This window comes from Rubrobacter aplysinae (assembly GCF_001029505.1).
GTDB classification, from domain to species: Bacteria; Actinomycetota; Rubrobacteria; order Rubrobacterales; family Rubrobacteraceae; genus Rubrobacter_A; species Rubrobacter_A aplysinae.
Genome location: NZ_LEKH01000011.1, coordinates 66784 through 93287, shown reverse-complemented (window position 1 = coordinate 93287; position 26504 = coordinate 66784). Strand labels below are relative to the sequence as shown.

Below are 26504 nucleotides of genomic sequence, written 5' to 3'. Positions count from 1 at the left end.
GTAGCCGGGGCGCGGCACTCCGCCGCCGGGGAGTCGAGGTTAAGCCGCGATCATCCGGTTCTGTACCTCGACCATGCGCCGGTACATCCCGCCGGCCGCCAGCAGCTCGTGGTGGGTGCCGCGCTCCGCCACCCGGCCCCCATCGAGCACCAGTATCTCGTCCATCCTCTCCAGACCTACGAGCCGGTGCGTGATAAGCAGCAGGCTCCGGTCCTGTGCGGCCTCGTGGACGGCGTCTATCAGCCGCCGCTCCGTGGCGGTGTCTAGACCGGCCGTCGGCTCGTCGAGCACCATCAGGGGGGCCTCTCTCAGGAGGGCCCGTGCGACCACGAGCCGCCGCCTCTCGCCGCCCGAGAGCCGGGAGCCCCCCTCGCCGACCTGGGCCTCCAGACCGTCTGGCAACGAGAGCTGCGCCCGCCGCAGAGCCGCCGCCAGCTCCGCGTCCGCCGCCTCGGGTCCTGCCAAGAGCAGGTTCTCCCGCACCGAGCCGCTGAACAGGTGGCCCTCCTGCTCGGCCACCGCGAACGCTGCGCGCGCCTCTTCCGCGGTGTAGCCCCGGAGATCCTCACCGTCGAGGAGGATGCGCCCCCCGGAGGGGTCGTGGAACCTCATCAGGAGGCTCGCCAGCGTGCTCTTGCCGGAGCCCGAGGGACCGACCACCGCCACCTTCTGCCCTGCAGCGAGCCTGAAGGATATATCCGAGAGCACCGGCGGCTCCTCCGGGGCGTAGCGGAAGGAGAGACGTTGCAGGCCGACCTCCCGGCCCTCTGGGGCGGGCAGCGGAAGCGGTGGGTCGGAGATCTCCGGCTCCTCGTCGGCGACCTCGAACAGCCGCTCCCCGGCCGCCACAGATCCCCCGAGCGACTGGAAGGCCTCCCCGAGCGGCAGCACCGCCTCGAAGCTGCCCAGGGTGAGCAGGGCGAGCAGCGCCAGGTACACCCCGCTTATGGCTCCGCCGCCGGTGGCCTCCGCCGCTTCAGCAACCTGCGGTATCGCCAGCACGAGTACGGAGAGTGTGGCGAGCCCGGCGAGCAGATCGTGCAGCGCCTCGCGCAGCCCGCCCGCCAGGGACTCGCGGTTCTGCTGGCGTCTGAGGCCGTCTCCGACGTCGGCGACCTCTCTCTGGGCCCGCCCTTCCCGGCCCGAGGCCAGGAGGTCGGCCACGCCCCACAGCCCATCCACGAGCCGGGCGTCCAGCTCGGCCCGCAGCTCCGCCCGCCGCCGCGCCGCGCCGCGTTCCAGGGCTCCTACCAAGACCGGCGCGCCCAGCCCGGCCAGAGCGAAAAAGCCCAACACCACGAGGGCGGCTGGCGGGTAGAAGGCGTAGAGCACGGCCAGGGTCATGCCGCAGACCGCCGTTGCCACGACCACGGGCGAGACGGCCCGCAGGTACAGGTTCTGGAGCTCCTCGACGTCGCCGACCATCCGGGAGAGGAGGTCGCCGCTGCGGGCGCGGGAGAGGAAGCCCGGAGCCAGGGGTTCCAGACGCCCGTAGAGCCAGACCCGCATGTCTTTTAGCAGCCCGAACGTCAGGTCGTGGGAGACTATGCGGTCCGCGTAGCGCGCGAAGCCCCGGGAGCCGCCGAGGATCTGGACGACGACGGCGGCCGGGATCAGGGCGCTCAGGGGCGGCTTCAGGGCGGAGAGCGAGATCAGGTACGCCGCGATGGCCAGCAGCCCGACGTTCGCCGCCGTGGTCCACGTCGCCAGCGCCGCCGCGAGCGCCACCGCCCGGCGGCGGGAGAAGAGCGCCGCGAGCAGCCTGCGCAGGGTCTGGACAGAGGCTCCCGGCCCCCGCCCGTTCACGCTCTCACCTCCCCCGGGGCCCCGACCAGCCTCGCGTACGCCCCGCCGTGGCCGAGCAGCTCCTCGTGGGTGCCGGTCTCCGCGACGCGGCCATCCTCCAGCACCACCACGCGGTCGGCGGCCCGGGCGGTGTTCAGGCGGTGGGCCACGACCAGCACGGTCCTCTCCCGGGCCAGGTACCCGACGGCCTCCTCTATGCGCCGCTCGCTCTCCGGATCGAGGCTGGAGGCGGGCTCGTCCAGGATTAGCAGCGGCGCGTCTTTGAGGAATGCCCGGGCGATGGCTATCCTCTGGGCCTGACCGGCGCTCAGCCGGGCCCCGCGCTCGCCGAGCGGGGTGTCATAGCCCTGCGGCAGGCTCTCTATGAACTCAGCCGCCCCGGCCAGACCGGCGGCCCGCTCCACCTCCCCCTGTTCGGCCTCCGGGCGGGCGAGCCGGATGTTCTCGGCGACGGTGCCGTAGAAGAGGTAAGGGCTCTGGGGGACGTAGGCCACGTTCTCGCGCCACCGCTCCGGCGAGAGCGCCGCGATGGGCGTGCCGCCGGCCCGGATACTACCCTCGTCTGGCTCCAGAAAGCGCAGCAGCAATCCGGCCAGCGTGCTCTTGCCCGAGCCGCTCGGCCCCACGAGCGCCGTGGTGCCCCCGGCGGGGAGGGTGAGGTCTATGCCGGACACGGCGGGACGCCCGCTTCCGGGATATGTATAGCCGAGGCCCTGGAGCGTGATCTCCGGCGCGCCTCTGGACAGCGCCGCGCCGGGCTCTCCGTCTCCGCCGCGCGCCGGGGTGTTCAGGACCTCCATGATCCTGCCCGCCGCGGTCTTGCCCTCCATCCCGGCGTGGCGGCTCGTGCCGAGGTCTCTCAGGGGCTTGTAGAACTCCGGCGCGAGCAGCAGCACCAGAAACGCCGTCTGGAAGGGCATCCCGCCATACAAAAGCCTCACGGCGAGCAGAACGGCCACCAGGGCTATGGATACCGTGGCGATGAACTCCAGGGCGAGCCCAGAGATAAAGGCGTAGCGCAGAACGCTCATGGTCCGCCCCCGGAACTCCTCGCTCACCCGGCCCACCCGCTCGCGCTCGGCGCCGGAGCGGCCGAACACCTTTAGCGTGGTAAGCCCCCGCAGCGCGTCCAGGAAGTGGGCCCCCATATTGGAAAGAGCCTCCCACTGGCCCCGGGTGTGCTCCTCGGTGTGGCGGCCTATCAGGATCATGAGCACCGGGATGGCGGGGCCGGTGGCGAGCAGCACCGCCCCGCTCGCCGGGTCCAGGAACAGCACGTAGCCGGCTACGAGGAGTGGGACGAGCACGCTCAGGAATATCTGCGGCAGGTAGCTGGCGAAGTAGTCATCCAGCCGCTCCACGCCCTCGGTGGCGGTCGTCGTGAGCTCCCCGGTGCGTTCGCCCACCGCGTAGGCGGGGCCGAGCCTTATGGCGTGGGCGAACAGGCCGTTACGCAGCCCGAGCTTGGCCCGCGCCGCGCCGCGCCGGGCGACTATCTCCTTGAACCACAGGATTACGGGGCGCAGGATCACGGCCCCGAACAATAGCGCCAGCGGCGCTCTCAGCTCCCCGAGACCGGCCCCCGATAGGAAGACGCGGCCTATGATTACGGCCAGGAAAGTCATCTGGACCACGGTAGCGGCCGCGCCGAGCACGCCGAGGACCACGGCCCCGATCAGGGGCGCGCGAAAGCCGCCTGCTCGCTTTAGGAGATCACGATCCATCCCGACCCTTTGATACCAGAGAAAGCTGCCTCCGGGGGTGAGAAAGTTCCTCTGCCCCTTTGCTTTTCAGCTCCGTTTGCGGGCCAGCAGGGCCAGATGGTAGGGGAACTCGCCTTCTGCGACGGGCTCTGCCAGAAAGCCGGAGTCTTCGAGCACTCGGCGCGCCCCTTCCGGGTCGAAGGTTACGTGCCGGGGCGGCCCTTCGTCGCGGTCCACGTCCGAGCGCCAGTCCACCACGAGCAGCGCGCCGTCCGGCTTTAGCAGGCGTCGCATCTCCCCGGGCGCGCTTTCTCCGACCACCTCGTGCAGGAGGTTCACGGCGAGCACGCGGCCTGCGCAGCCGTCTGGCAGGGGGACGCGGTTCTCCCGGATCTCGTGCAGGCCGACGTTTACGAGGCCGGAGTCCGAGATGCGTTCCTCGAGCAGCCGGTACATCTCCGGGTTCTCCTCGACGGCGTGGACCGTGCCGTGCGGTAGGGCGCGCCCGAGCTCGGCCGTCAGCACGCCGCTACCGGCGCCGTAGTCCACCACGGTTTCAGAACCCGAGAGATCCAGAAGCTCCAGTATCCGGGCGTTCGGGAGAAAGCGTTGCCGGTCCGGGTCCTCCAGGCGGGAGGCCCGCGCGGGGTCGAACTTGTGGGGCGTGTGTGGGCCTCCCGCCCGGATTCCGGCTTCGGGGCCCGGGAGCCCGAGCGCGGCGTGGACGGCGGGGTCATGCAGGGAGACCGCGGTCTGGTGGGCTTCGAGCGGGATGCCGGGCTCGGAGGGGACCCCGATCACGTACAGCCCCGCCGCCCGGGCGGAGGCTGCGCCCGTGGGGGAGTCTTCGAGCGCGACGCTGTGTGCCGGATCCGCGTCCAGCCGCTCGCAGCACAGCAGATACGGCTCCGGACCCGGCTTCGGCTGCCGGACGTCCTCGTAGCCGACGACAACGTCGAAAGCCTCGTACAGGCCGGCCGTCTGCAGCGCCTCCTCCACCAGCCCTCTAGGCGAGTTCGAGGCGACGCCGAGCGGCGTCCGTCCGTCTTGATCTAGCAGGGCCTCGACGAGCCCCACGGCCCCGGGACGCGGCTCGGCGTTGCGGGAGATCTCCTCCCAGCAGTAGGAGACCAGCTCCCGTACCAGCGCCTCGCCTTCGCCGGGACGTCCCAGTATCTCCTCCAGGGCCGGTCCCAGCCCGGCCGCGCTCACCCCGAAAAGCCTTTCGCGGACCTCGGGCGTGTACTCGGCCCCGTACCGCCCGACCAGCTCGGCCTCCCCCCGCATCCAGAGCTTCTCGGTGTCCAGCAGCAGACCGTCGCAGTCAAAGACCACGGCCTGTATGTGCTGCGGGGGCTCCGGCGCTCGCGACGTCTCTGGCGTTTCTCTTCGCTGCATCCGGCCATTGTATATCCTGCCGGGCCCGGCGCGGCGTGGCAGAATGCTCTGCGGGTAGGAGTATGTACGGGGACGTGCGGAGATGTACGGGAAAGGATCGCGAGGATGACGACCCACGGACAGGATTATCAGGCGCGGGTGTACGGCGCGGGCCACGCGCCGGAGTTTCCGGTCTCGTACGAGGGCTGGGAGAGCCGCGCCCGGCAGACGCTGGATGACGGGCCTTTCGACTACGTGGCGGGCGGCGCGGGCGCGGAGGAGACCATGAAGGCGAACCGTGAGGCCTTCGACCGCTGGCGCATAAGGCCCCGGATGCTGCGGGGAGCGGCCGACCGGGACCTCACCACCGAGCTCCTCGGTCTGGAACTGCCGGTGCCGTTCATGCTCGCACCCGTCGGGGTGCTCTCGATAATCCACCCGGAGGCCGAGCTCGCCGTGGCCCGGGCCTGCGCCGCGACCGGAGCCGTCCCGGTCCTCTCCACCGTCTCGTCCAACACGATGGAGGAGGTCGCGGCCGGTCTCGGGGATACGCCGCGCCTTTTTCAGCTCTACCCGTCGAGCGACCCGGAGATCGTGAAGAGCCTGCTCTCCCGCGCGGAGGCCGCCGGGTACTCCGCCGTGGTCGTCACGCTGGACACCACGATCCTGGGCTTCCGCGAGCGCGACCTTGAGAATGCCTATCTCCCGTTCCTGCAGGGCGAGGGACTCGCGAACTACCTCACCGACCCGGCTTTCCGCGCCGGGCTGGGCAGGCCGCCGGAGGAGGACCCGGCCGCCACGGCGCGGTACTTCCTCTCCATCTTCGGCAACCCCGCGCTCTCGTGGGAAGATATCCGGTTTATCCGGGAGAGTACGAGCCTGCCCGTGATCCTGAAGGGCGTCGTCCACCCCGACGACGCGCGCGAGGCGCTCGAAAGCGGCGTGCAGGGCCTCGTGGTCTCCAACCACGGTGGGCGGCAGGTAGACGGAGCGGTGGCCGCGCTGGACGCCCTGATACACGTGCGAGAGGCGGTCGGGGATAGGCTGCCCATCCTCTTCGACAGCGGCGTGCGGCGCGGGGCAGACGTTATAAAGGCGCTCGCCCTCGGCGCGGACTGCGTGATGGTCGGGCGGCCCTACGCTTACGGGCTCGCGGTAGGCGGGGCGGCCGGGGTCGAGCAGGTGATCCAGAACCTCACCGCGGACCTCGACCTCGAGCTCGCCCTCTCGGGCCACCGCTCGGTCTCCGAGGTGGGACGTTCGGCGCTCGTCTCCAGCGGGTAAGCTGGATCTACGTTTACGCGGGCGAAAACTCACTCGGCGTCTCATGGCGTAACCCGGACGAGAAAGGAGGGGGCCTCGCAGCCCGACCACAATACGGCCATCGCGGTTATCGGGGCCTCCGGCCTGCCGGTGGCGAACCGAGTCTATACGGGGGGCGCTTGAGCCGGGGAGGCTTCGGGGGTTTCGAGGAGTTCGAGGGCTTCCGGAGCCTGGTTGGACCGTGGTCGATGTACGCCCGGAGCTTTAACGGGCAGGGGGAGGGCAGGCCCGTGGTACTGGTACACGGGGTCGTGGTAGCCGGACGGTACATGATGCCGACCGCCCGCGTGCTGGCGCGGCACCGGCCCGTGTACGTGCCGGATCTACCGGGGTTCGGCCGCAGCAGAGGCCCCAAGAAACCGCTAGACATACCCGAGCTGGCAGGCGCTCTCGCCGGCTGGATGACCGCGGCCGGCCTGGAAAAGGCGGATCTGGTCGGCCACTCGTTCGGCTGCCAGACCGTCTCCGGGGTCGCCGCCCGGTGGCCCGGGCGTGTCGGGCGCCTGGCGCTGCTCTCACCGATAGGGGACCCGGACAACCGCAGCCTCCCGGATCACGTCTGGCGCTGGGTGCGCGACTGCCGCAGAGAGCCCCTGAGCGTGTGGGGGAGCTACGCGGGAGGCTTCTTGCGCTTCGGCCCGCGCCGGGCCATTGGTACGCTACGGCACTCCACGCGGGACGAGATGGAGGTCCGGCTGTCCAGCATAGAGACCCCCACGCTGGTGGTGCGCGGGGATCTCGACACGATAGTCGGCCACTCCTGGGCCGAGAAGACCGCGAGCCTCCTCCCAAACGGCCGGCTCGCCGTGATGCCCGGCGCGCCGCACAACGTCAACTACAAGACCCCCCGCGCCCTCTCCCGCATCCTGCTGCCCTTTCTGGACGGAGAGACGTAGAAAACAAGCCCTGCGGGAGTTTGAAACCCGGCTCCAGGCGAGTATTCTATGCGGCGGAGAGTATCCCCGTATCGTTGGCCGCGGGTCGCGGCGCTCTGGAGGAAGCCGGTTGCAACAGGCGTACAGCACCGTAGTCATAGAGAACGTGTACCCGGAGCTCGAGTGCGGGCGCTACCCGGTCAAGCGCGAGGCCGGAGACGAGCTGCGGGTGACCGCCGACGTCTTCAAGGAGGGCCACGACAAGCTCGCCGCCGCCGTGCTCTACCGCAGGCACGGAGAGGCGGAATGGTCTGAGGAGCCGATGCACTTCGTGGACAACGATCGCTGGGGCGGGGGCGTCGTCCTGCCCGAGAACGCCCGCTACGAGTACGCCGTCGAGGCGTGGGCGGACACGTTCGCCACGTGGCTGGACGAGGCCCGGAAGAAGGTCGCCGACGGGCAGAGGATAGAGCTAGAGCTTACCGAGGGCCGGGATCTCGTCGAGGCCGCCCGCGAGCGTTCGGGAGACCCAAAGCTCGCCGCCGTCGTCGAGGAGTACGACCGCGAAGGCTACGAGGACCGCCTGGACCTGATGCTCTCGGATACCGTCGCGGCCATGATGTCCGAGCATCCGGACCGGAGCCATGCGACCCGGACCCGGACCTTCGAGGTCGTGGCGGACCGCGAGCGGGCGCGCTACGGGGCCTGGTACGAGATGTTCCACCGCTCGCAGGGCACGGTTGAGGGCCGGAGCGCCACGTTCGCCGAGATGGAGGAGCGCCTGCCAGACATCGCAAGTATGGGCTTCGACGTGGTGTACCTGGTACCCATCCACCCCATCGGCCACACCAACCGCAAGGGCAAGAACAACGCCCTGACCGCCGCGCCAGGCGATCCCGGCAGCCCCTACGCCATCGGCAGCGAGCAGGGCGGTCACAAGGCGGTAGAGCCAGAGCTCGGCACCCTGGAGGATTTCCGGCGCTTTCTGGGATCGGTCGAGAACCACGGCATGGAGGTCGCGCTGGACTTCGCCATCCAGTGCTCGCCGGATCACCCGTACCTAAAAGAGCACCCCGAGTGGTTCAAGCACCGCCCCGATGGCTCCATAAAGTACGCCGAGAACCCGCCGAAGAAGTATCAGGACATCGTAAACGTGGACTTCCACTCCTCGGACTGGGAAGGGCTGTGGCGGGAGTGGCTGGACGTGACGCTGTTCTGGGTAGAGCAGGGGGTCAAGATCTTCCGGGTGGACAACCCCCACACGAAGCCGTTCGCGTTCTGGGAGTGGTTGATACGCTCGGTCCAGGATGAGCACCCGGAGGTGATCTTCCTCTCCGAAGCCTTTACCCGCCCGAAGGTGATGCGCCACCTGGCCAAGCTGGGCTTCACCCAGTCCTACACCTACTTCACCTGGCGTCACGGCAAGCAGGAGCTAACCGACTACCTCACCGAGCTTACCCGGGAGTGGCCCTCGGAGTACATGCGGCCCAACTTCTTCGCAAACACCCACGACATCCTGCCCCCGATACTGCAGTTCGCCGGACGCCCGGCCTTCAAGCAGCGCCTCGTACTCGCCGCCACACTTTCGAGCACCTACGGCATCTACAACGGCTACGAGCTGTGCGAGAATACCCCGCGCGGCGAGCGTGGCAGCACCCTGTACTACCAGGACTCGGAGGTCTACGAGTACAAGGTCCGCGACTGGGACGCGCCCGGCAACATAAAGGACTACGTCCGGCGCATAAACCTGATACGCCGTGAGAACCCGGCGCTCCGGTACCTTAAAAACCTAACCTTCCACACCGCCTGGAATGATGACGTATTGTTTTACGCCAAAGAGATGGAAGGAAACGCGGTGGCGGTGGCGGTAAACCTGGATCCATACGAGGCTAAGGAGGTGGATCTCGAGCTGCCGCTGGAGTTGTTCGGGATCGCCGAGGACGAGGACTACGTGGTCGAGGAGCTGATCTCGGGCACGGAGATAGGTGGCAGGGGCCGCGTCAAGCACGTTTATCTGCAGCCAGAGAGCAACGTCGCGGAAATACTCCGGCTCAGAAAGCTTTGAGTATCCCGGAGGCTCTGAAGGTTCTAGAAACATCGTGGATCGTAACGAGTATCGGAAACGAGGTGAGCTGGTGAGCCAAGAGGTGAGCCGGGGAGCGGGCCACGAGGGGGACCCGCAATGGTACAAGGACGCCATTATCTACCATCTGCACGTCAAGGCGTTCTTCGACTCGGATAACAACGGTATAGGCGACTTCAAGGGCCTTACCCAGCGCCTGGAGTACATAAAGGACCTCGGGGCGACGGCGATCTGGATCATGCCGTACTACCCCTCGCCTTTGCGCGACGACGGCTACGACATCGCCGAGTACAAGAACGTCCACGCCGACTACGGCACCAAGCGAGACTTCCGGCAGTTCGTCCGCAAGGCGCACGAGCTCGGCCTGAAGGTCATAACCGAGCTGGTCATCAACCACACCTCCGACCAGCACCCCTGGTTCCAGAAGGCCCGCAACGCCCCGAAAGGCTCCGCCCGGCGCAACTACTACGTGTGGTCCGACACGCCCGACAAGTACCAGGACGCCCGCATCATCTTCACCGACACCGAGAACTCCAACTGGACCTGGGACCCGGTGGCCCAGCAGTACTACTGGCACCGGTTCTTCAGTCACCAGCCGGACCTCAATCACGATAACCCGCAGGTCTTCAAGTCCATAATGAACGTGATGCGCTTCTGGCTCGACGCCGGGGTGGACGGGCTACGCCTCGACGCCATCCCCTATCTCATCGAGCGCGAGGGTACGGAGGGCGAGAACCTGCCCGAGACCCACGAGGTGCTCAAGAAGATGCGGGCCGAGATGGACGCCCAGTACGAGGACCGCTTCTTCCTCGCGGAGGCCAACCAGTGGCCCGAGGACGTGCTGCCGTATTTTGGGGACTTCGAGAAGGGCGGAGACGAGTGCCACATGGCGTTCCACTTCCCGCTCATGCCCCGAATCTACATGGCCGTGGCCCAGGAGGACCGGCATCCCATAGTCGAGATCATGTCCCAGACCCCCGCCATACCGGAGGAGTCGCAGTGGGCGATCTTCCTCCGCAACCACGACGAGCTCACCCTGGAGATGGTCACCGACCGCGAGCGGGACTACATGTACGAGACCTACGCCTCAGATCCCCAGATGCGCATAAACCTCGGCATCCGCCGCCGCCTCGCGACCCTGATGCAGAATGACCGCCCGAGCATGGAGCTACTGAACAGCATCCTCTTCTCCATGCCCGGAACCCCGATCATCTACTACGGCGACGAGATCGGGATGGGCGACAACGTCTTCCTTGGCGACCGCGACGCCGTCCGCACCCCCATGCAGTGGACCTCCGACCGCAACGCCGGGTTCTCCCGCGCCGAGCCCGCCCGCATGTACCTGCCGCCCGTCATGGACCCGGTCTACGGCTACCAGTCCGTAAACGTCGAGTCCCAGTCAAAGAGCCCCAACTCCCTCCTTAACTGGATGCGGCGTATCATTGCCGTGCGTAAAGCTCACAAAGCCTTCGGGCGGGGCACGCTGGAGTTCCTGCACCCGGGCAACCGCAAGGTGCTCGCCTACCTGCGCGAGTACGACGGCGAGGCGATTCTTTGCGTGGCTAACCTCTCGCGGTCGGCTCAGCCGGTGGAGCTCGATCTCTCGCGTTTCGCGGGCCGGGTGCCGGTGGAGCTGATCGGTGGGGCCAACTTCCCGAATCTCGGGACGATACCTTACATGCTCACCCTGCCGGGGCGCAGCTTCTACTGGTTCGCCCTGGACAAGGATGCCGAGGCCCCTCCCTGGCACCTGGAGATGCCCGACATCCCCGAGCCCCCGGTGCTGGTGCTCTCGGCCGACGCCGGGACCGGAGGAGATCGTCCGGCTCTGCGCCTTCAGGGCCGCCACGTAGAGCAGTTCGAAAGAGAGGCGTTGCCAGGGTTTCTCGGAGCCCGGCGCTGGTTCGCGGAGAAGGCGCGGGAGATCGAGTCCGTAAAAGTCCTGGCCCGCGCCGGGATGCCGGGCCCCGAGGGTTCGGGCCGGTGGGCGCTCATGTTGCTGGAGGTAAGGTCCGGAGGCGTGGCGCAGCACTACTTCGTTCCACTCTCCGCCGTCTGGGAGGACGGCGACGACGCGCTCTCCACGCTCAGGCCCTACACGCTGGCCAAGCTCCGCCGCAGGTCGAGCGTCGGCGTGCTTTATGACGCGATGGCCGACGACCGCTTCTGTCACGGCATGGTCCAGACTATTGGCCGGGAGTCAGAGGGAGAGCTGGGAGACGGTGTCGTCAGCTTCACCCGCACCGGCTCCTTCGAGGACGTGCTGCCCGAGCTGGCGGAGGACGAGGGGCGCGAGCTCGGCGTCCGGCGCGTCGGCGAGCAGACCAACACCTCCGTGATCCTGGACGAGAAGGCCGTCCTCAAGGCGTACCGGAGGCTACAGTGGGGCGTAAACCCGGACCTCGAGATAGGACGCTACCTCACCGAGGAGACCGGCTTTGAGAACACCCCCCCGATAGCCGGGGCCGTGGAGTACGCGGCTCCAGACGGCGAGACCGCCACGCTCGCCGTACTCCAGGGCTTCGCCCTCAACCAGGGCGACGGCTGGACCTACGCCCTGGACTTCCTCTCGCGCTACCTGGAGGACGCCCTCGTAACCACCTGGAGCCCGGACGAAGCCGCCGGAGAAGTCGCCATCGGGCCCGAGACGGAGACCCTGGACACCTTTTTCCTCGGGCTGATGCGCACCCTGGGTCGGCGAACCGGCGAGCTGCACGCCGCCTTCGCCTCCCCGACCGACGACCCGGCCTTCTCGCCGGAGCCGCTCGCGCCCGGCGAGGCCGCAGGCTGGGTGGAGTCCGTCATAGGGGAGCTCGGAGACACCGTGGACCTCTTACAGAAGAGCCGCCCGCGGCTCCCCGACGCCGTGCTCCCCGACGCAGACCGGTTGCTACACAGGCGGGAGGAGCTTGAGGAACGGATACGCCGGGTCCGGCTGGACAGCCTGGATCTGGTAAAGACCCGCTACCACGGCGACTACCATCTCGGACAGGTGCTCGTCTCCAACAACGACTTTCAGATCATAGACTTCGAGGGCGAGCCCGACCGTCCGCTGGAGGAGCGTCGCCGCAAGCACTCCCCCCTGCGCGACGTGGCCGGGATGCTGCGCTCCTTCAACTACGCCGCCCGCTCCGCACTGACCGACGTAAGCCTGGAGCGCATGGACAACTTCGACGAGCTATCCTCCTGGGCCGCGCTCTGGGAGCGGCGGGTGCGCGAGGAGTTCCTCGCCGGCTACGACGAGAGGGCCTCCGGCTCCGCGTCGTACCCCGAAGACCCGGAGACCGCCCGCCTCCTCATAGAGCTGTTTACCCTGGAGAAGGCGCTATACGAGGTCCGCTACGAGATGGGCAACCGCCCGGACTGGGTCGGCCTCCCCATACGCGGGATACTGGAGCTACTCGACGCTTACCAACTGGAGGAAACCGAGTGAAAGATACCCCGCAGACCCGGCTCTCAGGACAGGATCTCCGACTCTTCCACAGAGGCGAGCACCGGGAGCTCTACCGCCTGCTCGGCGCGCATCCGGCGGAGGAAGGGGGCACGCCCGGTATCCGCTTTGCCGTCTGGGCCCCGAATGCCCGTGAGGTTGCCGTCATCGGGAGCTTCAACGGCTGGGGCGATCGGGACGGCAGCGCGCACCCCATGCGCCGCCACGACGGCGGGGTGTGGGAGGCCTTCGTCCCCGGAGTCGGAGAGGGTGAGACCTACAAGTACGAGATCACCGGCGCCGACGGCGCGACCCGTCTCAGGGCCGACCCGTTCTCCTTCTACTCCGAGCAGTACCCCGGCTTCGCCTCCACCGTCCACGACCTCGACCGCTACGAGTGGACCGACTCCGACTGGATGCAGGGGCCGCGCGCTAGTGGTGAGGCGAACTCCCACACGGGGCCTATGACGACCTACGAGGTACACCTCGGCTCCTGGCGCCACGACGAAAATGGCGACCCGTACAACTATCGTAGGCTCGCCGAGGAGCTGGTGTCCTACGTCGCGGACATGGGCTACACCCACGTGGAGTTCCTGCCGCCGACGGAGCATCCCTTTGGCGGCTCGTGGGGATACCAGCCGCTCGGGCTCTACGCCCCGACCAGCCGCTTCGGCGGCCCGGACGACTTCAAGTATCTCGTGGACAGCCTCCACCGGGCCGGGATCGCGGTGGTAATAGACTGGGTCCCCGCGCACTTCCCCTCCGACGAGCACGGCCTGGCCCGCTTCGACGGCACCGCGCTGTACGAGCACGAGGACCCCCGGCGCGGCTACCACCCGGACTGGAATACCCTGATCTTCAACCTGGGCCGCAACGAGGTCTCCAACTACCTCCTGTCGAACGCCCTGTTCTGGCTGCGCGAGTACCACGTGGACGCCCTGCGGGTGGACGCCGTCGCCTCCATGCTTTACCTGGACTACTCTCGCGAGGAGGGCCAGTGGCTCCCCAACGAGTACGGCGGCAACGAGAACCTGGAGTCGGTCGCCTTCCTCAAGAAGATGAACGAGCTCGTCCACGCCGAGGAGCCCGGGGTAACCACCATCGCCGAGGAGTCAACCTCCTGGCCGATGGTCTCCGCCCCGGTCTACGCTGGGGGTCTGGGCTTCGGCTACAAGTGGAACATGGGCTGGATGCACGACACCTTGCAGTACATGAGCCTGGACCCCATAGACCGCTCCCACCACCACGACGAGCTGACCTTCAGCCTGCACTACGCATTCTCGGAGAACTTCGTGTTGCCGCTCTCCCACGACGAGGTCGTCCACGGCAAGGGCTCCCTCATAAACAAGATGCCCGGCGACCAGTGGCAGCGTCTGGCGAATCTGCGGGTGTACTACGGGTTCATGTACTCCCACCCGGGCAAGAAGCTCCTGTTCATGGGCGACGAGCTCGCCCAGCCCTCCGAGTGGAACCACGACGCCCAGCTCGAGTGGATCCTCGAAGAAGATCCCGCCCACGCCGGGATGCAGCGTCTCGTGCGCGACCTGAACACCGTCTACCGGGGCGAGAGGGCGCTTCACGAGGTGGACCACGAGCCCGGCGGGTTCGAGTGGATCGAGGGCGACGACCGCGCGCGCAGCGTGGTAGCCTTCCTGCGCCACGCCCGGAGCGGCAGACCGGAAGACTCCATAATAGCCGTCTGTAACTTTACCCCCGTCGTTAGAGAGGGGTACAGGATCGGGGTACCGCTCGCAGGGGCGTACCGCGAGACGCTGAACACCGACGCCCGCCTCTACGGCGGCTCGGACGTGGGTAACGGCGGCTCCGTAGAGGCCGAAGAGGAGCCCGCCCACGGGCGGCCCTACTCGCTCTCCCTGACGCTGCCGCCGCTCGGGGCGTTGTTTCTCAAGCCGTCGGGTACAGGGGACCGGCGCCCGGCGTAAGACCGGAGCCCCGGTAAGCGCTGGCGGCCGGATCACCTTTAGAACCATTAGAGAAATTAGAGAAAGGTCGTACGTGTTAGAAGGGTCTCCCGTGAACGAAAAGCTGGAAGAGGGCTGATGGCCGAGAGCCCCGTGCGTGTACCGGCCCCCCGCCCCGGTGAGCCCTATCCCCTCGGCGCGACCTGGGACGGCGAAGGCGTGAACTTCGCCCTGTTCTCCGGGAACGCAGAGAGGGTCGAGCTCTGCCTGTACGACGCCTCCGGCAAGAGGACCGACGGCATCCCGCTCACCGAGCGCACCGACGGCGTGTGGCACCGTTACCTGCCGGGCGTCCGGCCCGGCCAGCTCTACGGCTACCGGGTACACGGCCCATACGATCCCCGGAGCGGCCACCGCTTCAACCCCAAGAAGCTCCTCATAGACCCCTATGCGAAGGCCACCTCCGGCGGCATAGACTGGAGCCGGCCCCACTTCGGCTACAAAGACGGCGACGATACCCGCATAGACAACCGCGACAACGCCCGGGGAATGCCAAAGAGCGTCGTGGTGGACGACGCCTTTACCTGGGGCGGGGACCGCAAGCCCCGGACCCCGTGGAACGAGACCGTGATCTACGAGGCCCACGTCAAGGGCTTCACCCGCCTGCACCCGGACGTGCCTGAGGAGCAGCGCGGCACCTACGCCGGGCTCGCCTCCGACGCCTCCCTGGGCTATCTCACGTCTCTGGGCGTCACCGCCGTGGAGCTGCTGCCCGTCCACGCCTTCGTGCAGGACGAGCGGCTGGTGAAGAGCGGCCTTAGAAACTACTGGGGCTACAACACCCTCGGGTTCTTCGCCCCCGAGCCCCGCTACGCCTCGGACCCCACTCCGGAGGGCGCTGTCGGGGAGTTCAAGCGCATGGTGAGGAGGCTGCATTCGGTTGGGCTGGAGGTGATCCTGGACGTCGTCTACAACCACACCGCCGAGGGCAACCACCTCGGCCCGACCCTCTCCTTCAAGGGTGTGGATAACGCCTCCTACTACCGGCTCGTCCCCGGCGACCCGCGCCACTACATGGACTTCACCGGCACCGGAAACACCCTCGACACTACCCACCCGCGAGTGTTGCAAATGGTGATGGATTCGCTGCGTTACTGGGTCGAGGAGATGCGGGTAGACGGCTTCCGCTTCGACCTGGCTACTACTCTGGGCCGTGAACACGACGAGTTCGACCCGCACGGCGGCTTCTTCGACGCCATATTGCAGGATCCGGTCCTGGCCCGGACCAAGCTGATCGCCGAGCCCTGGGACGTCGGCCCCGGCGGCTACCGGGTCGGCGGGTTCCCCTTCCCGTTCTCCGAGTGGAACGGCAAGTACCGCGACGAGGTTCGCGCCTACTGGCAGGGCGAGGGTGGCCTCGTCGGGGAGCTCGCCTCGCGTCTGACCGGGTCGAGTGATCTCTACGCCCCGGCGAGCCGCGGCCCGCGGGCCAGTGTCAACTTCGTAACCGCCCACGACGGGTTCACCCTGCGTGATCTGGTCTCCTACAACGAGAAGCATAACGAGGAGAACGGCGAGAACGGGGAAGACGGCGACGACGAGAACCGGAGCTGGAACTGCGGCGTCGAGGGCCCGACCGACGACCCGGAGGTGCTCGCGCTGCGCGCCCGGCAGCAGCGCAACTTTCTGGCGACGCTCCTGCTGTCCCAGGGCGTGCCGATGTTGCTCCACGGCGACGAGGTCGGCCGCACCCAGTACGGTAACAACAACGCCTACTGCCAGGACAACGAGATTAGCTGGCAGGAGTGGGACCTCTCCGACGAGCAGCGGGAGCTTTTGGGCTTCGTGCGCCGCATTATAAAGCTGCGCCAGGATCATCCTGTATTCCGGCGGCGGCGCTTTTTCCGGGGCCGCATCCTGGAGGGCGTCGGGGTGAAGGACGTGATCTGGCTTACCCCCGCCGGCGAGGAGATGAGCGTTGAGGAGTGGGAGTCGGGCCACGCGCGCTCGCTGGGCCTGCGGATCTCGGGCGCGGCCGGGGAGGAGCTCTCGGCCTATGGCCGCCCGGAGCCCGACGACGACTTCCTGCTGCTGTTCAACGCCCACCACGAGGAGGTCCCCTTCAGCCTGCCGCCGCTCTCGGTGGAGGGACGCTGGGAGACCCTGATAGACACGAGCCTCCCCGGCGGCGGGCCCGACGGGGAACGCTTCAAGCCCGGGATGGAGTATCCGCTACGGGCCCGCTCCCTAGCCGTGCTCTGTAGCCCCGGTCCCGTGGAGGCCGAATGAGACGCCGCCACGAGATGCCGTTCGGGGCCGAGGTCGGGGAGGAAGGCGTCCGCTTCGCGCTCTGGGCCCCCGCCGCCGACGGCGTGGAGCTCGCGCTGGAGGGCGGTGAGACGCTGCCCATGAGCCGTGGAGAAGACGGGCTGTACACGCTAACCACGAGCCTCGCCCTCCCGGGCGACCGGTACAACTACCGGGTCGCGTCCGCGGATGGCGGGCACGAGGTCCCCGACCCGGCCTCCCGCTACCAACCCGGGGACGTCCACGGCCCGAGCGAGGTCGTGGACCCGGAGGGCTTCGAGTGGGAAGACGGGGGCTGGCAGGGCAAACCCTGGGAGGAGGCCGTGCTGTACGAGCTCCACGTCGGCACCTTTTCGCCGGAGGGGACCTTCGCCGGGGTCGAGGGGCGGCTGGATTATCTTATGCAGCTCGGCATTACCGGGATAGAGCTGATGCCCGTCGCCGACTTCCCCGGCGGCCGCAACTGGGGCTACGACGGCGTGCTGCCGTTCGCCCCGGACTCGGGCTACGGACGCCCCGAGGACCTGAAAAGTCTCGTGCAGGCCGCGCACGAGCGGGGGCTGATGGTGTTCATGGACGTGGTGTACAACCACTTCGGGCCTGAGGGGAACTACATCGGGCTGTACGCGCCGCAGCTCTTCACCGACCGCCACCAGACGCCGTGGGGCGCGGCCATAAACTTCGACGACGAGGGATCGCGGTGGGTGCGCGAGCTCTTCGTCCACAACGCGCTGTACTGGCTGGAGGAGTATCATCTGGACGGCCTGCGCCTGGATGCGGTGCAGGAGATCCACGACGACTCCGATAAACACTTCCCGCGCGAGCTGGCCGAGCGGGTAAAGCAGGGTCCGGGCCGCGGGCGTCACGTGCACCTCGTATTGGAGAACGACGACAACGCCGCCTCCCTCCTGCGCGGCCACGGGGTGGACGGCGGCGGCCCCGGCCACGACGCACAGTGGAACGACGACCTGCACCACTCGCTGCACCGTGCCGCGACCGGCGAGAGCGGCGGCTACTACGCCGAGTACCCGAACCCGATAAACAGCCTCGGGCGTTGTCTAGCCGAGGGCTTCGCCTTCCAGGGCGAGCCGTCCTCGTTCCGGGGTGGAGCGCCTCGCGGAGAGCCGAGCGCCGGCCTCGCGCCGACCTCGTTCGTCGCCTTCTCCCAGAACCACGACCAGATCGGCAACCGCGCCTTCGGCGAGCGTCTGGCGCACCTGGCGAAGCCTGAGGCGGCGCGGGCTGTAGCGGCCATCTACCTCCTCGCTCCCCAGATACCCATGTTGTACATGGGCGAGGAGTGGGCCGCATCATCCCCGTTCCTGTTTTTCTGCGACTTCGAGCCCGGCCTGGCCCCGCTGGTTACCGAGGGCCGCCGCGGGGAGTTCTCTACCTTCCCCGAGTTCGCCGACCCCGCCATCCGCGAGCGCATCCCCGACCCGGCCGCAGAGGAGACCTTCTTGCGCTCCAAGCTTGACTGGAGCGAGCTAGAAGAGGACAAGCACCGAGGGTGGCTGAACCTCTACCGGGGTCTGTTGAGGCTCCGCAAGGAGGTCATAGTCCCCCGGCTAGCGGGCACCTCCGGCGGCGGAGAGTACCGGCTACTCGGGGAGCGCGGCCTCGCGGTGCGCCGGACCCTGGGTGATGGCTCCCGCCTCGCGCTCGTCGCCAACCTCTCGGACGAGCCGCTGCGGCTGGCCGAGCCCGAGTCCCTGGGGCGGGCCGTGTTCTCCACGCACCCGGAGGCGACGGAGGATGAGTTGCCCGCCTGGTACGCCGGCTGGCGTCTGGAGGAGGGCTAGCCTTGCGGAGTCTGCGTATACCGCGCGCCACCTATCGAGTACAGCTAAACGGCGACTTCACCTTCTCGGATGCGGCCGGGATCGTGCCGTATCTGGACTCCTTGGGCGTGAGCCACCTCTACTCCTCGCCGTACACCCGCTCGCGGGAGGGCAGCAGCCACGGCTACGACGTGGTGGACCACAACGAGCTGGACCCCGAGGTCGGCGGCGTGGAGGGCTATGCGCGGCTCGTGGACGCGCTTTCGGAGCGCGGGATGGGCCAGATCCTGGACTTCGTCCCGAACCACATGGGCATCGGCCCGGACAATCACCGCTGGCTCGACGTGCTCGAAAACGGCCCGGCCTCGCCCTACGCCCACTTCTTCGACATAGACTGGTACCCGGCCAACCGCCGAGGGCTGTACGGCCGGGTGCTGTTGCCGGTGCTCGGGGACCACTACCGGAGCATCCTGGAAGGCGGCGAGCTCGTCCTGGAGCTCGACCCCGAATCGGGCTCGTTCTCCGTCCGGTACTACGAGCACCGCTGCCCGCTCGACCCGGGGACCTACCCGCTCTTGCTCGGAGACGTCTCGGAGATGGAGGGTGAGGCCGGCGGCGAGCTCGCGAGCCTCGCGACCGCCTTCGGAAACCTGCCTCCCCGCGAGGACACGAGCCCCGAAGCCGTAGAGGAGCGCGCCCGCGACGCCCGCATCCACCGTGAGCGCCTGGCCCGCCTGTACGCGGAGTCCCACGAGGCGGCGCGCCACGTGCGGGATCGGGTCGAGCTACTGAACACGGAGAAAGAGTCGCTACACGAGCTACTGGAGGAGCAGGCCTATCGGCTCTCGTACTGGCGCGTCTCGTCGGATGAGATCAACTACCGGAGGTTCTTCAGCATAGACGACCTCGCCGGCGTCCGGGTCGAGGACGAGCGTGTCTTTGACGCGATACACAAACTCGCCCTGGATCTGGTGCGCCGGGGTGAGATACACGGTCTGCGCATAGATCACATAGACGGGCTCTACGATCCGGAAGGGTATTTGGAGCGGCTGCAAAAAGCGGCGGGGGAGGCGCTGGGAGAAAGCGGAGAGCAGCCCGTTTACCTTTTGGTGGAGAAGATCCTGGCCGGCCACGAGCGGCTGCCGGAGGACTGGACGGTGGCCGGCACCACGGGCTACGAGTTCGCCGAGCGGCTGAACGGGCTCTTTGTGGACCCGGCGGGCGGGGACGGGCTGGACCGCGCCTACCGCCGCTTCCTCGGGGAAGATTACCCGGACGGCCTCTCTTTCGAGGAGGTGCTGTACCGGAGCAAGCGCGAGGCCATGCGCACGGAGCTCGCCAGCGAGCTCAACGTCCTCTCCCGGCGGCTGCTTACCATCTCCGAAGGGGTGGAGGAGGCTTCTGAGACGCCCGGCCGCCGCTACGACTTCACCATAGACGCGCTGCGCGAGGCGCTCGCAGAGGTCGTGGCGGCCTTCCCGGTGTACCGGACGTACATCCGGGAGGGTAGGATCTCCGAGGACGACCGGCGGCACGTGGAGTGGGCGGTCGGGGCCGCCGAGAGACGGAGCCAAGCCGCCGACAAGAGCTCCTTCGGCTTTATCCGGGGCGTGCTGCTGGGCGAGGAAGAGTCTCCCGCGGCCCCGGGCTTCGTGATGCGGTTGCAGCAGTATACCGGGCCGGTCATGGCAAAGGGCATGGAGGACACGGCTCTGTACGTCTTCAACCGGCTCTCGTCCCTGAACGAGGTCGGCGGCGAGCCCGAGCGGTTCGGGGTGTCGATAGGCGAGATGCACCAGGAGAACTCCTACAGGGCGCGGGAGTGGCCCCACGCTATGCTCTCGACGTCCACCCACGACACCAAGCGCGGAGAGGACGTGCGGGTACGGATAGACGCGCTCTCGGAGATGCCCGGGGAGTGGCGCGGGATGCTGGGGCGGTGGGGCCGGACAAACAGGGCCCACCGCCGCCGGACGGAGCGCGGCGTCGCCCCGAGTCGCAACGACGAGTACCTCCTGTACCAGACCCTGCTCGGCGCCTGGCCGTTCGAGAACCCGGAGGGCGAGGATCTGGAGTCGTTCCGGGAGCGCATCGAGGGCTACATGCTAAAGGCGGTGCGCGAGGCCGGGGTCCGCACGAGCTGGACCAACGCGGACGAGGAGTACGAAGAGGCTCTTTCCGGATTCGTAGGCGCCCTGCTGCAGCCGGATAGCGCCTTCATGTCCGAGTTCCTGCCGTTCGCCGGGAGGGTGTCGCGGGTCGGCGCGCTAAACAGCCTGTCTCAGACGCTCGTCAAGCTAACCGCGCCCGGCGTGCCGGACGTGTACCAGGGCAACGACCTCTGGGACCTCTCGCTCGTTGATCCCGACAACCGCCGCCCGGTGGACTACGCGCTGCGAGCCCGGATGCTGGAGGACCTTCGGGAGCGATTCGCGGCGGACGGACCCGGCACGGCGCGCTCGCTGGCCGGGACCGGAGGCTGGCGTGACGGCTCGCCCAAGCTCCATCTGACGCGTTGCGCGCTTACGCTGCGCCGGGAGCGGGAGGAGCTTTTCCAGGACAGCGAGTACCTGCCGCTGGAGGTTACCGGACCGATGGCGGATCACGTATTCGCCTACGCCCGCAGACTCGGCGACGAGGCGGCGATCACGGTCGTCCCGAGACTCTACGCGCCGCTCGCGCCGGAGTCCGGACTGCTGCCCGATCCGACACTGTGGAGAGGAACCGGCGTCGAGATGCCCTCTGGCCTCCCCGCGCCGGTCCGCAACGTGCTGACGGACGAGACTCTCCGGAGCCCGGAAGAAGGGCGTCTGGATCTGGTGGAGACCTTCGCGAGCTTCCCGGTGGCCCTGCTCTACTCCGGTAAGGCCTGATCCACATAAGCAGCGAGGGGCGACCCGTGGATGGATCACCCCTCGCTACGTGAGCTGCGTGCGCTACGTGAGAGCCGGCTAACCGGTTCCGGCCCCTATCTTCCTTATCTGTATACCTTCTGGGGGGAGGCGGAGTCCGGCTGGCTTACGTAGCCGTCGCTCGGGCGGGTGGCGGGCTGGCTCGGCTCCGGCGTCCGGGCGGCGGAGCCGGATGCGGGCTCCTCGCTGAGGGCCTTCAGCAGTCCCCAGCACACGAACACGAGCACGAACGAGAACGGCAGGCCCGCGGCCACGGCGGTGGTCTGTAGCGCGCCGAGCGGGTCGCCCCCGGCGGCGTTGCCGGCGACGAGCAGTATCGCGGCGATGGCGCCCTCGGTAACGGCCCAGAACAGCCGCTGCTTCCAGTCCGGGTTCGGGTCTCCGCCGTTGGTCAGTATGTCCACGACCAGTGAGCCGGAGTCCGAGGAGGTCGCGAAGAACACGGCCACGACGACGATAGAGAGCAGCGAGAGCAGGGTCGCAAGGACCCCGGCTATCGGCAGGGCCTCTATGAACGTGAACAGCGCGGAGGTGCTGTCGGCGTTTGCGATAGCCTCGTTGCCCTGCAGGATGTAGTACAGGCCGCCGCCACCGAAGATGGAGAACCAGAACATCGAGGCCAGCGTCGGGGCCAGTATCGCGCCGCCAATGAACTTGCGCAGAGTGATGCCGTAGGAGATGCGGGCCATGAACATCCCGACGAACGGGGACCAGGAGATCCACCAGCCCCAGTAGAAGATGGTCCAGCCCTGCTGCCAGGTCTGGGCCGCCTCGTTGCCGAAGAACATCTGGAAGCTGGTCTGGGGCAGGGTCTGGAGGTAGTTACCGATACCGCCGGCGAAGTACTGCATTATGACCAGCGTCGGGCCGACCACCAGGACCACGAGGGCCATGAGCACCGCCCCGCCGAGGTTGAACAGGCTCAGTCTGCGGATGCCCTTGTCTATGCCGAGCATCACGGAGGTGACGGCGATCAGGGTCAGTATCCCGATCACCAGGATCTGCATCCAGGCGGTGTCCGGGGTCCCGAAGGTCAGGTTGAGCCCGGTGGCGATCTGGCCCGAGCCGAACCCGAGCGAGGTAGCGATGCCGAACAGGGTCCCGAAGACGGCCACGATGTCTATGACGTTGCCTATGGGACCGTAGATCCTGTCCCCGATCAGGGGATACAGCGCCGAGGCGGGCCTAAGCGGCAGGCCTCGTCTGAAGGCGAAGTAGCCGAGCGCCGCTCCCAGTATCACGTAGATCGCCCAGGGATGGATGCCCCAGTGGAAGAAGGTGTACTTGAGCGCCTCTATGGAGGCGTCGGCGCTGCCGGTCTGGCTCTGCAGGATCGAGGGCGACTGGAAGTGGGTGGCGGGCTCGTTGACGCTGTAGAACACGAGACCTATGCCCATCCCGGCGGTAAACAGCATCGAGAACCACGCCAGCGTACCGAACTCCGGCCGGGCGTCGTCGGGGCCGAGCTTGATCCTGCCCCAGCGGCTCAGCATTATGGTAAATACGACGATAACGAAGAAGCTCGCGGCGAGTATGTACCACCAGCCGGCGTACTCACCGATCCAGGCGAACACGGTGTCCGCGACCGAGCCCAGGCTACCGGCGGCGAACACGCCCCACAAGACGAAGGCCAGAACTATCGCCGCCGAGATGAAAAACACCGGCGGGTTGGTGTGTTGCCTGAAATGTTCTCGCACTAAAATCCTTTCCTAGCCGACATGGGCTGCGGATGAAAACGCCGAAGACTATCATGCTCCCAGTATCAGGATACGGCGATCTCGCCTTGGCCACTTCGCCTCTACAGGACGGTCTACAGCCTGGAGGGGCGAGCCTGGCAACCCACAAACATTTTTAGAAATATACAGGCTAATGCTCGCATGTCAAATGCGGGGGCAAATGCGGATGCTGCCCGCGCCCGCCATGTAACTCTATGCGAATCGCGGGGGCAGGCCCTCTACAGGCTAGCCGTTGCCTCCCGGCGGGGACGCCGTGGAGGAGCGCACCACCAGCCGGGTCGGCAAGGAGGCCGTCCGGGGTGCGGGCTCGCCTCCGAGGAGCGAGACGAGCCCGCGTCCGGCCTGACGGCCTTTCTCGACGTGAGGCTGATTCACGGTCGTGAGCGGCGGCTCCGCTCTCGCCGCCTCGGGCACGTCGTCGAAGCCGACCACCGATAGCTCCTCCGGGACCGAGAGCCCTTGAGACCGGGCCTCTTGCATGACCCCGGCGGCCAAAAGGTCGCTCATGCAGAGCACCGCGGTCGGGCGTGGTGTTTGGCCGAGGATCTCCCGCGCGGCGGCGCGGCCTTGCTCCGGGCTGTTTCCGACGCACTCGTAGACGGGGGTCTGCTCCCAGGAGAGCCCAGCCGCCGCTACCGCCGTCTCGTAGCCGGTCAGGCGCGCCAGGGAGGGCCGGTAGGTCGCGGCCCGCTGGCGCTCGACGCCCGCAAGGCCGCCCTCGGGCTGGTAGGAGAGCTCCATCGAGGCGACGGCGAGCCGCTCGTGGCCGAGTGAGATCAGGTGCTCCGCCGCCTCCCTCGAGGCGCCTTCGTCGTCTATTACCACGGCGGGCAGCCCTTCTACCGGCGGCTGCTCCACCAGCACCACCGGCAGCCGGCGCTCAAGCGCGGCGGCCAGCAGCGGGTCCTCCTCTGCCATGCAGAAGACGATCATGCCGTCTACCGCCGCCTCGCGCACCGCCTCGGTATCGCGCTTCTCCCGGGGCGCGCCGGGTATCAGGAGGAGTCCCAGCCCCGCCTCCTCGGTCGCTTCGGAGACCCCTTCGAGAAACAATACGGCCGCCGGATCCCGGAACGCGTACGAGAGCCGGTCCGTGTACAGCACCCCTATCGTACCCGCCCGCTGCCGCCTCAGACTCCGGCCGAGCGGATCGGGACCCGAATATCCCAGCCGCCGCGCCGTCTCGAAGACCCGCTCCCTGAGCTCCGGGGAAAGCTGATCCGGCCTGTTATAGGCGTTGGATACCGTCGAAGGCGAGACCCCGAGAACACCCGCAACCTTCTTTAATGTCGCCCGCCCGCCGCCGGACTCACCATTGACTCCCATGTCCGTAATGATACACTGCTGAACCGTTACAGACTAGAACGATTCAGTCAACCCGGAGGGGCCGGGTACGAGGCGCGGGCGGGCTGCGGAATTGCGGAACTACGAGAACGGCGGTTCGGGAGGTGGGGTGATGGCGGTATTCGCGGTATTCGTGGAGACCGTGGTGGCGTTGGTACCGAGCTACGTTCTGATACGAGGCTATCGTGCTCTCGGCCCGGGAGGCGGGGGCGGGGGATCTCTTTTCGGGGATAGGGCCGTGGCGCTTTCGGTGGCTCTCGCGGCCCGGAGCGATCTGACGTAGCCTGGGCCGAGGAGGCGGGAAAGCGAGCTAAGTAGGCTGAAGTGAGCTATTCGATACCTGAAAACCCGGCGCCCGTCGCGGCCAGGCTCTCCGTCGCCACGATCTTCTTCGTCAACGGGGCGGTCTTTGGTAGCTGGGTCTCGCGCATCCCGGAGGTGCAGGACCGGCTCGGCATCGGCGAAGGCGTGCTGGGGCTCGCCCTGCTCGCGATGGCTATCGGGGCCCTGGTGGCGATGCCGGCCACCGGCTGGGCCGTGTCCCGCTACGGCAGCCGCACGCCCACGCTCCTCTCGGCGCTCGTGTTCTGTCTGATACTGCCCTTGATGGCTATAGCGCCGGGGGCCGTGATGCTGGGCCTGAGCCTGTTCCTGTTCGGCGTCTTCAACGGCTCCACCGACGTCTCGATGAACTCCCAGGCCGCCGCCATAGAGATGAGGTACGGGCGTTCGATCATGGCCTCTTTCCACGCCCTGTTCAGCTTCGGCGGGCTCGCCGGGGCCGCCCTCGGCGGCGGGCTGGCCGCCCTCGGCGTGGGGGTGACCCAGCACTTTCTCTCAGCGACGGCTGTGTTCGGGGTAGTGGCTCTGGTCGCCTCCCGCTGGCTGCTGCCCGCCGGGGCGGACGCCCAGGGCTCTGGGCCGTCCTTCGCGCTGCCGGACCGGGCGCTCCTGGCGCTCGGCGCGGTGGCGTTCTGTGCACTCGTGAGCGAGGGCGCGATGGCTGACTGGAGCGCCATCTACCTGCAGGACGTGATCGGGAGCGGACCGGGGCTCGCGGCGGCCGGGTTCGCCGCCTTCTCGCTCGCGATGGCCGTCGGCAGGCTCACCGGCGACCGGTTCATAGAGCTTCTCGGAGCCTCCAACATGCTCCGGCTGGGCGGGGCGCTCGCGGCCTCGGGTCTCACGGTCGTGCTGCTAGTGGGCAGCACGGTACCCGCTCTCTTTGGCTTCGTGGGCATCGGTCTCGGGCTCGCCACGCTCTTTCCCATAACCCTCTCCGCCGCCGCCCGCGCCCCGGGCATGTCCGCCGGAGCCGGCATAGCCGCCATGTCCTCGACCGGCTACTTCGGGTTCCTCATCGGACCGCCCACCATAGGCTTCGTCGCAGAGCTCCTCGGGCTGCGCGGGGCCCTGGTCCTCATAGTCGCCGCCGGAGTTATCATATTCCTCCTCGCGGGTAACGCGGCCCGGACCGGCAAGAAAACCTAGCCCTCCGCCGTGATGCGGTGTCCCACCGCCGAAAGCGCCTCCATGGCCCGCGCCAACTCTTGCTCTTTGACCAGCAGATAATCCGTGTCGTAGGTCGAGATCGCGAACACCGAGACACCGGCCGCCGCCAGCGCGTCCGTGAGCCCGGCGAGGACCCCGACGAGCGAGAAGTCCAGCGGCCCCGCGACCGCCAGGCAGGCCCATCCACCCTCGACCTTCGCCCCGGCGGGCAGACGAGCCCGCTCGAAAGCCTCCTCCGGCGCGACGATGGAGAGCTCCTGCGGCGTGCGGGTAACGGAGAAGAAGTCCAGGGAGAGTACCCACTCCGGCACCCGTGACGCCCCGTCCAGCCGGCAGACCGCGAAGCCTTCATCCAGCGCGGAGAGTGTAAGTCCCGGACCGGATTTCACCGTC

At 67.8% G+C, this 26504-nt stretch carries 16 protein-coding genes; 10 read left to right on the top strand and 6 right to left on the bottom strand.

Annotation, left to right across the window (positions count from 1 at the left end; translation table 11 throughout):
• Positions 1-39 precede the first annotated feature (39 nt).
• The 3 genes from cydC to ABD53_RS17010 form a co-directional block, all read right to left on the bottom strand.
• The gene (gene cydC / locus ABD53_RS11630; RefSeq protein WP_047865954.1) at positions 40-1806 is read right to left on the bottom strand and encodes a thiol reductant ABC exporter subunit CydC; all 1767 of its coding nucleotides are present in this window, start codon (positions 1804-1806) and stop codon (positions 40-42) included.
• Positions 1803-3530: a thiol reductant ABC exporter subunit CydD gene (gene cydD / locus ABD53_RS11625; RefSeq protein WP_047865953.1), complete on the bottom strand. Its 1728-nt coding sequence runs from the start codon at positions 3528-3530 to the stop codon at positions 1803-1805. The genes cydC and cydD overlap by 4 nt, the downstream gene beginning before the upstream one ends.
• A 66-nt stretch (positions 3531-3596) precedes the next feature.
• Positions 3597-4907, bottom strand: a complete 1311-nt coding sequence (locus ABD53_RS17010; RefSeq protein WP_152670746.1) for an HAD-IA family hydrolase — start codon at positions 4905-4907, stop codon at positions 3597-3599.
• A 105-nt stretch (positions 4908-5012) separates the two neighbouring features.
• On the opposite strand from ABD53_RS17010, the gene ABD53_RS11615 reads away from it, so the two are divergent.
• The 8 genes from ABD53_RS11615 (at position 5013) to treY (ending at position 21480) form a co-directional block, all read left to right on the top strand.
• The gene (locus ABD53_RS11615; RefSeq protein WP_047865952.1) at positions 5013-6170 is read left to right on the top strand and encodes an alpha-hydroxy-acid oxidizing protein; all 1158 of its coding nucleotides are present in this window, start codon (positions 5013-5015) and stop codon (positions 6168-6170) included.
• A gap of 158 nt (positions 6171-6328) precedes the next feature.
• Entirely contained in the window at positions 6329-7105 is a 777-nt protein-coding gene (locus tag ABD53_RS11610; protein ID WP_053057999.1) for an alpha/beta fold hydrolase, read from the top strand.
• Positions 7106-7214: 109 nt separating this feature from the next.
• The gene (locus ABD53_RS11605) at positions 7215-9149 is read left to right on the top strand and encodes an alpha-1,4-glucan--maltose-1-phosphate maltosyltransferase (protein ID WP_084709578.1); all 1935 of its coding nucleotides are present in this window, start codon (positions 7215-7217) and stop codon (positions 9147-9149) included.
• Positions 9150-9219: 70 nt separating this feature from the next.
• The gene (treS, locus tag ABD53_RS11600; RefSeq protein WP_235401566.1) at positions 9220-12600 is read left to right on the top strand and encodes a maltose alpha-D-glucosyltransferase; all 3381 of its coding nucleotides are present in this window, start codon (positions 9220-9222) and stop codon (positions 12598-12600) included.
• Complete coding sequence (gene glgB / locus ABD53_RS11595; RefSeq protein ID WP_053057998.1) at positions 12597-14540, top strand: 1,4-alpha-glucan branching protein GlgB; 1944 nt, start codon at positions 12597-12599, stop codon at positions 14538-14540. The genes treS and glgB overlap by 4 nt, the downstream gene beginning before the upstream one ends.
• A 117-nt stretch (positions 14541-14657) precedes the next feature.
• Complete coding sequence (gene glgX, locus ABD53_RS11590; protein ID WP_047865950.1) at positions 14658-16808, top strand: glycogen debranching protein GlgX; 2151 nt, start codon at positions 14658-14660, stop codon at positions 16806-16808.
• The gene (treZ, locus tag ABD53_RS11585; RefSeq protein ID WP_047865949.1) at positions 16805-18628 is read left to right on the top strand and encodes a malto-oligosyltrehalose trehalohydrolase; all 1824 of its coding nucleotides are present in this window, start codon (positions 16805-16807) and stop codon (positions 18626-18628) included. Before glgX ends, treZ begins: the two co-directional genes overlap by 4 nt.
• Positions 18629-18630: 2 nt before the next feature.
• A complete protein-coding gene (treY, locus tag ABD53_RS11580) occupies positions 18631-21480 on the top strand; it encodes a malto-oligosyltrehalose synthase (RefSeq protein WP_047865948.1) in 2850 nt (949 codons plus the stop codon).
• 104 nt (positions 21481-21584) lie between these two features.
• Here the strand turns inward: treY and ABD53_RS11575 are convergent, their stop codons facing one another.
• Both ABD53_RS11575 and ABD53_RS11570 read right to left on the bottom strand, forming a co-directional pair.
• The gene (locus tag ABD53_RS11575) at positions 21585-23216 is read right to left on the bottom strand and encodes a BCCT family transporter (protein WP_053057997.1); all 1632 of its coding nucleotides are present in this window, start codon (positions 23214-23216) and stop codon (positions 21585-21587) included.
• Positions 23217-23480: 264 nt separating this feature from the next.
• A complete protein-coding gene (locus tag ABD53_RS11570) occupies positions 23481-24581 on the bottom strand; it encodes a LacI family DNA-binding transcriptional regulator (protein ID WP_047865947.1) in 1101 nt (366 codons plus the stop codon).
• Positions 24582-24711: 130 nt separating this feature from the next.
• Here ABD53_RS11570 and ABD53_RS17325 point away from each other — a divergent pair, with 130 nt between their 5' ends.
• Together ABD53_RS17325 and ABD53_RS11560 are read left to right on the top strand one after the other, a co-directional pair.
• On the top strand, positions 24712-24882 hold the full coding sequence (locus tag ABD53_RS17325) for a hypothetical protein (RefSeq protein WP_160309682.1): 171 nt from the start codon (positions 24712-24714) through the stop codon (positions 24880-24882).
• 41 nt (positions 24883-24923) lie between these two features.
• Positions 24924-26090: an MFS transporter gene (locus ABD53_RS11560; RefSeq protein WP_047865945.1), complete on the top strand. Its 1167-nt coding sequence runs from the start codon at positions 24924-24926 to the stop codon at positions 26088-26090.
• Here the strand turns inward: ABD53_RS11560 and ABD53_RS11555 are convergent.
• Positions 26087-26500: an ACT domain-containing protein gene (locus tag ABD53_RS11555; protein WP_047865944.1), complete on the bottom strand. Its 414-nt coding sequence runs from the start codon at positions 26498-26500 to the stop codon at positions 26087-26089. The genes ABD53_RS11560 and ABD53_RS11555 overlap by 4 nt on opposite strands.
• Positions 26501-26504: the final 4 nt, after the last annotated feature.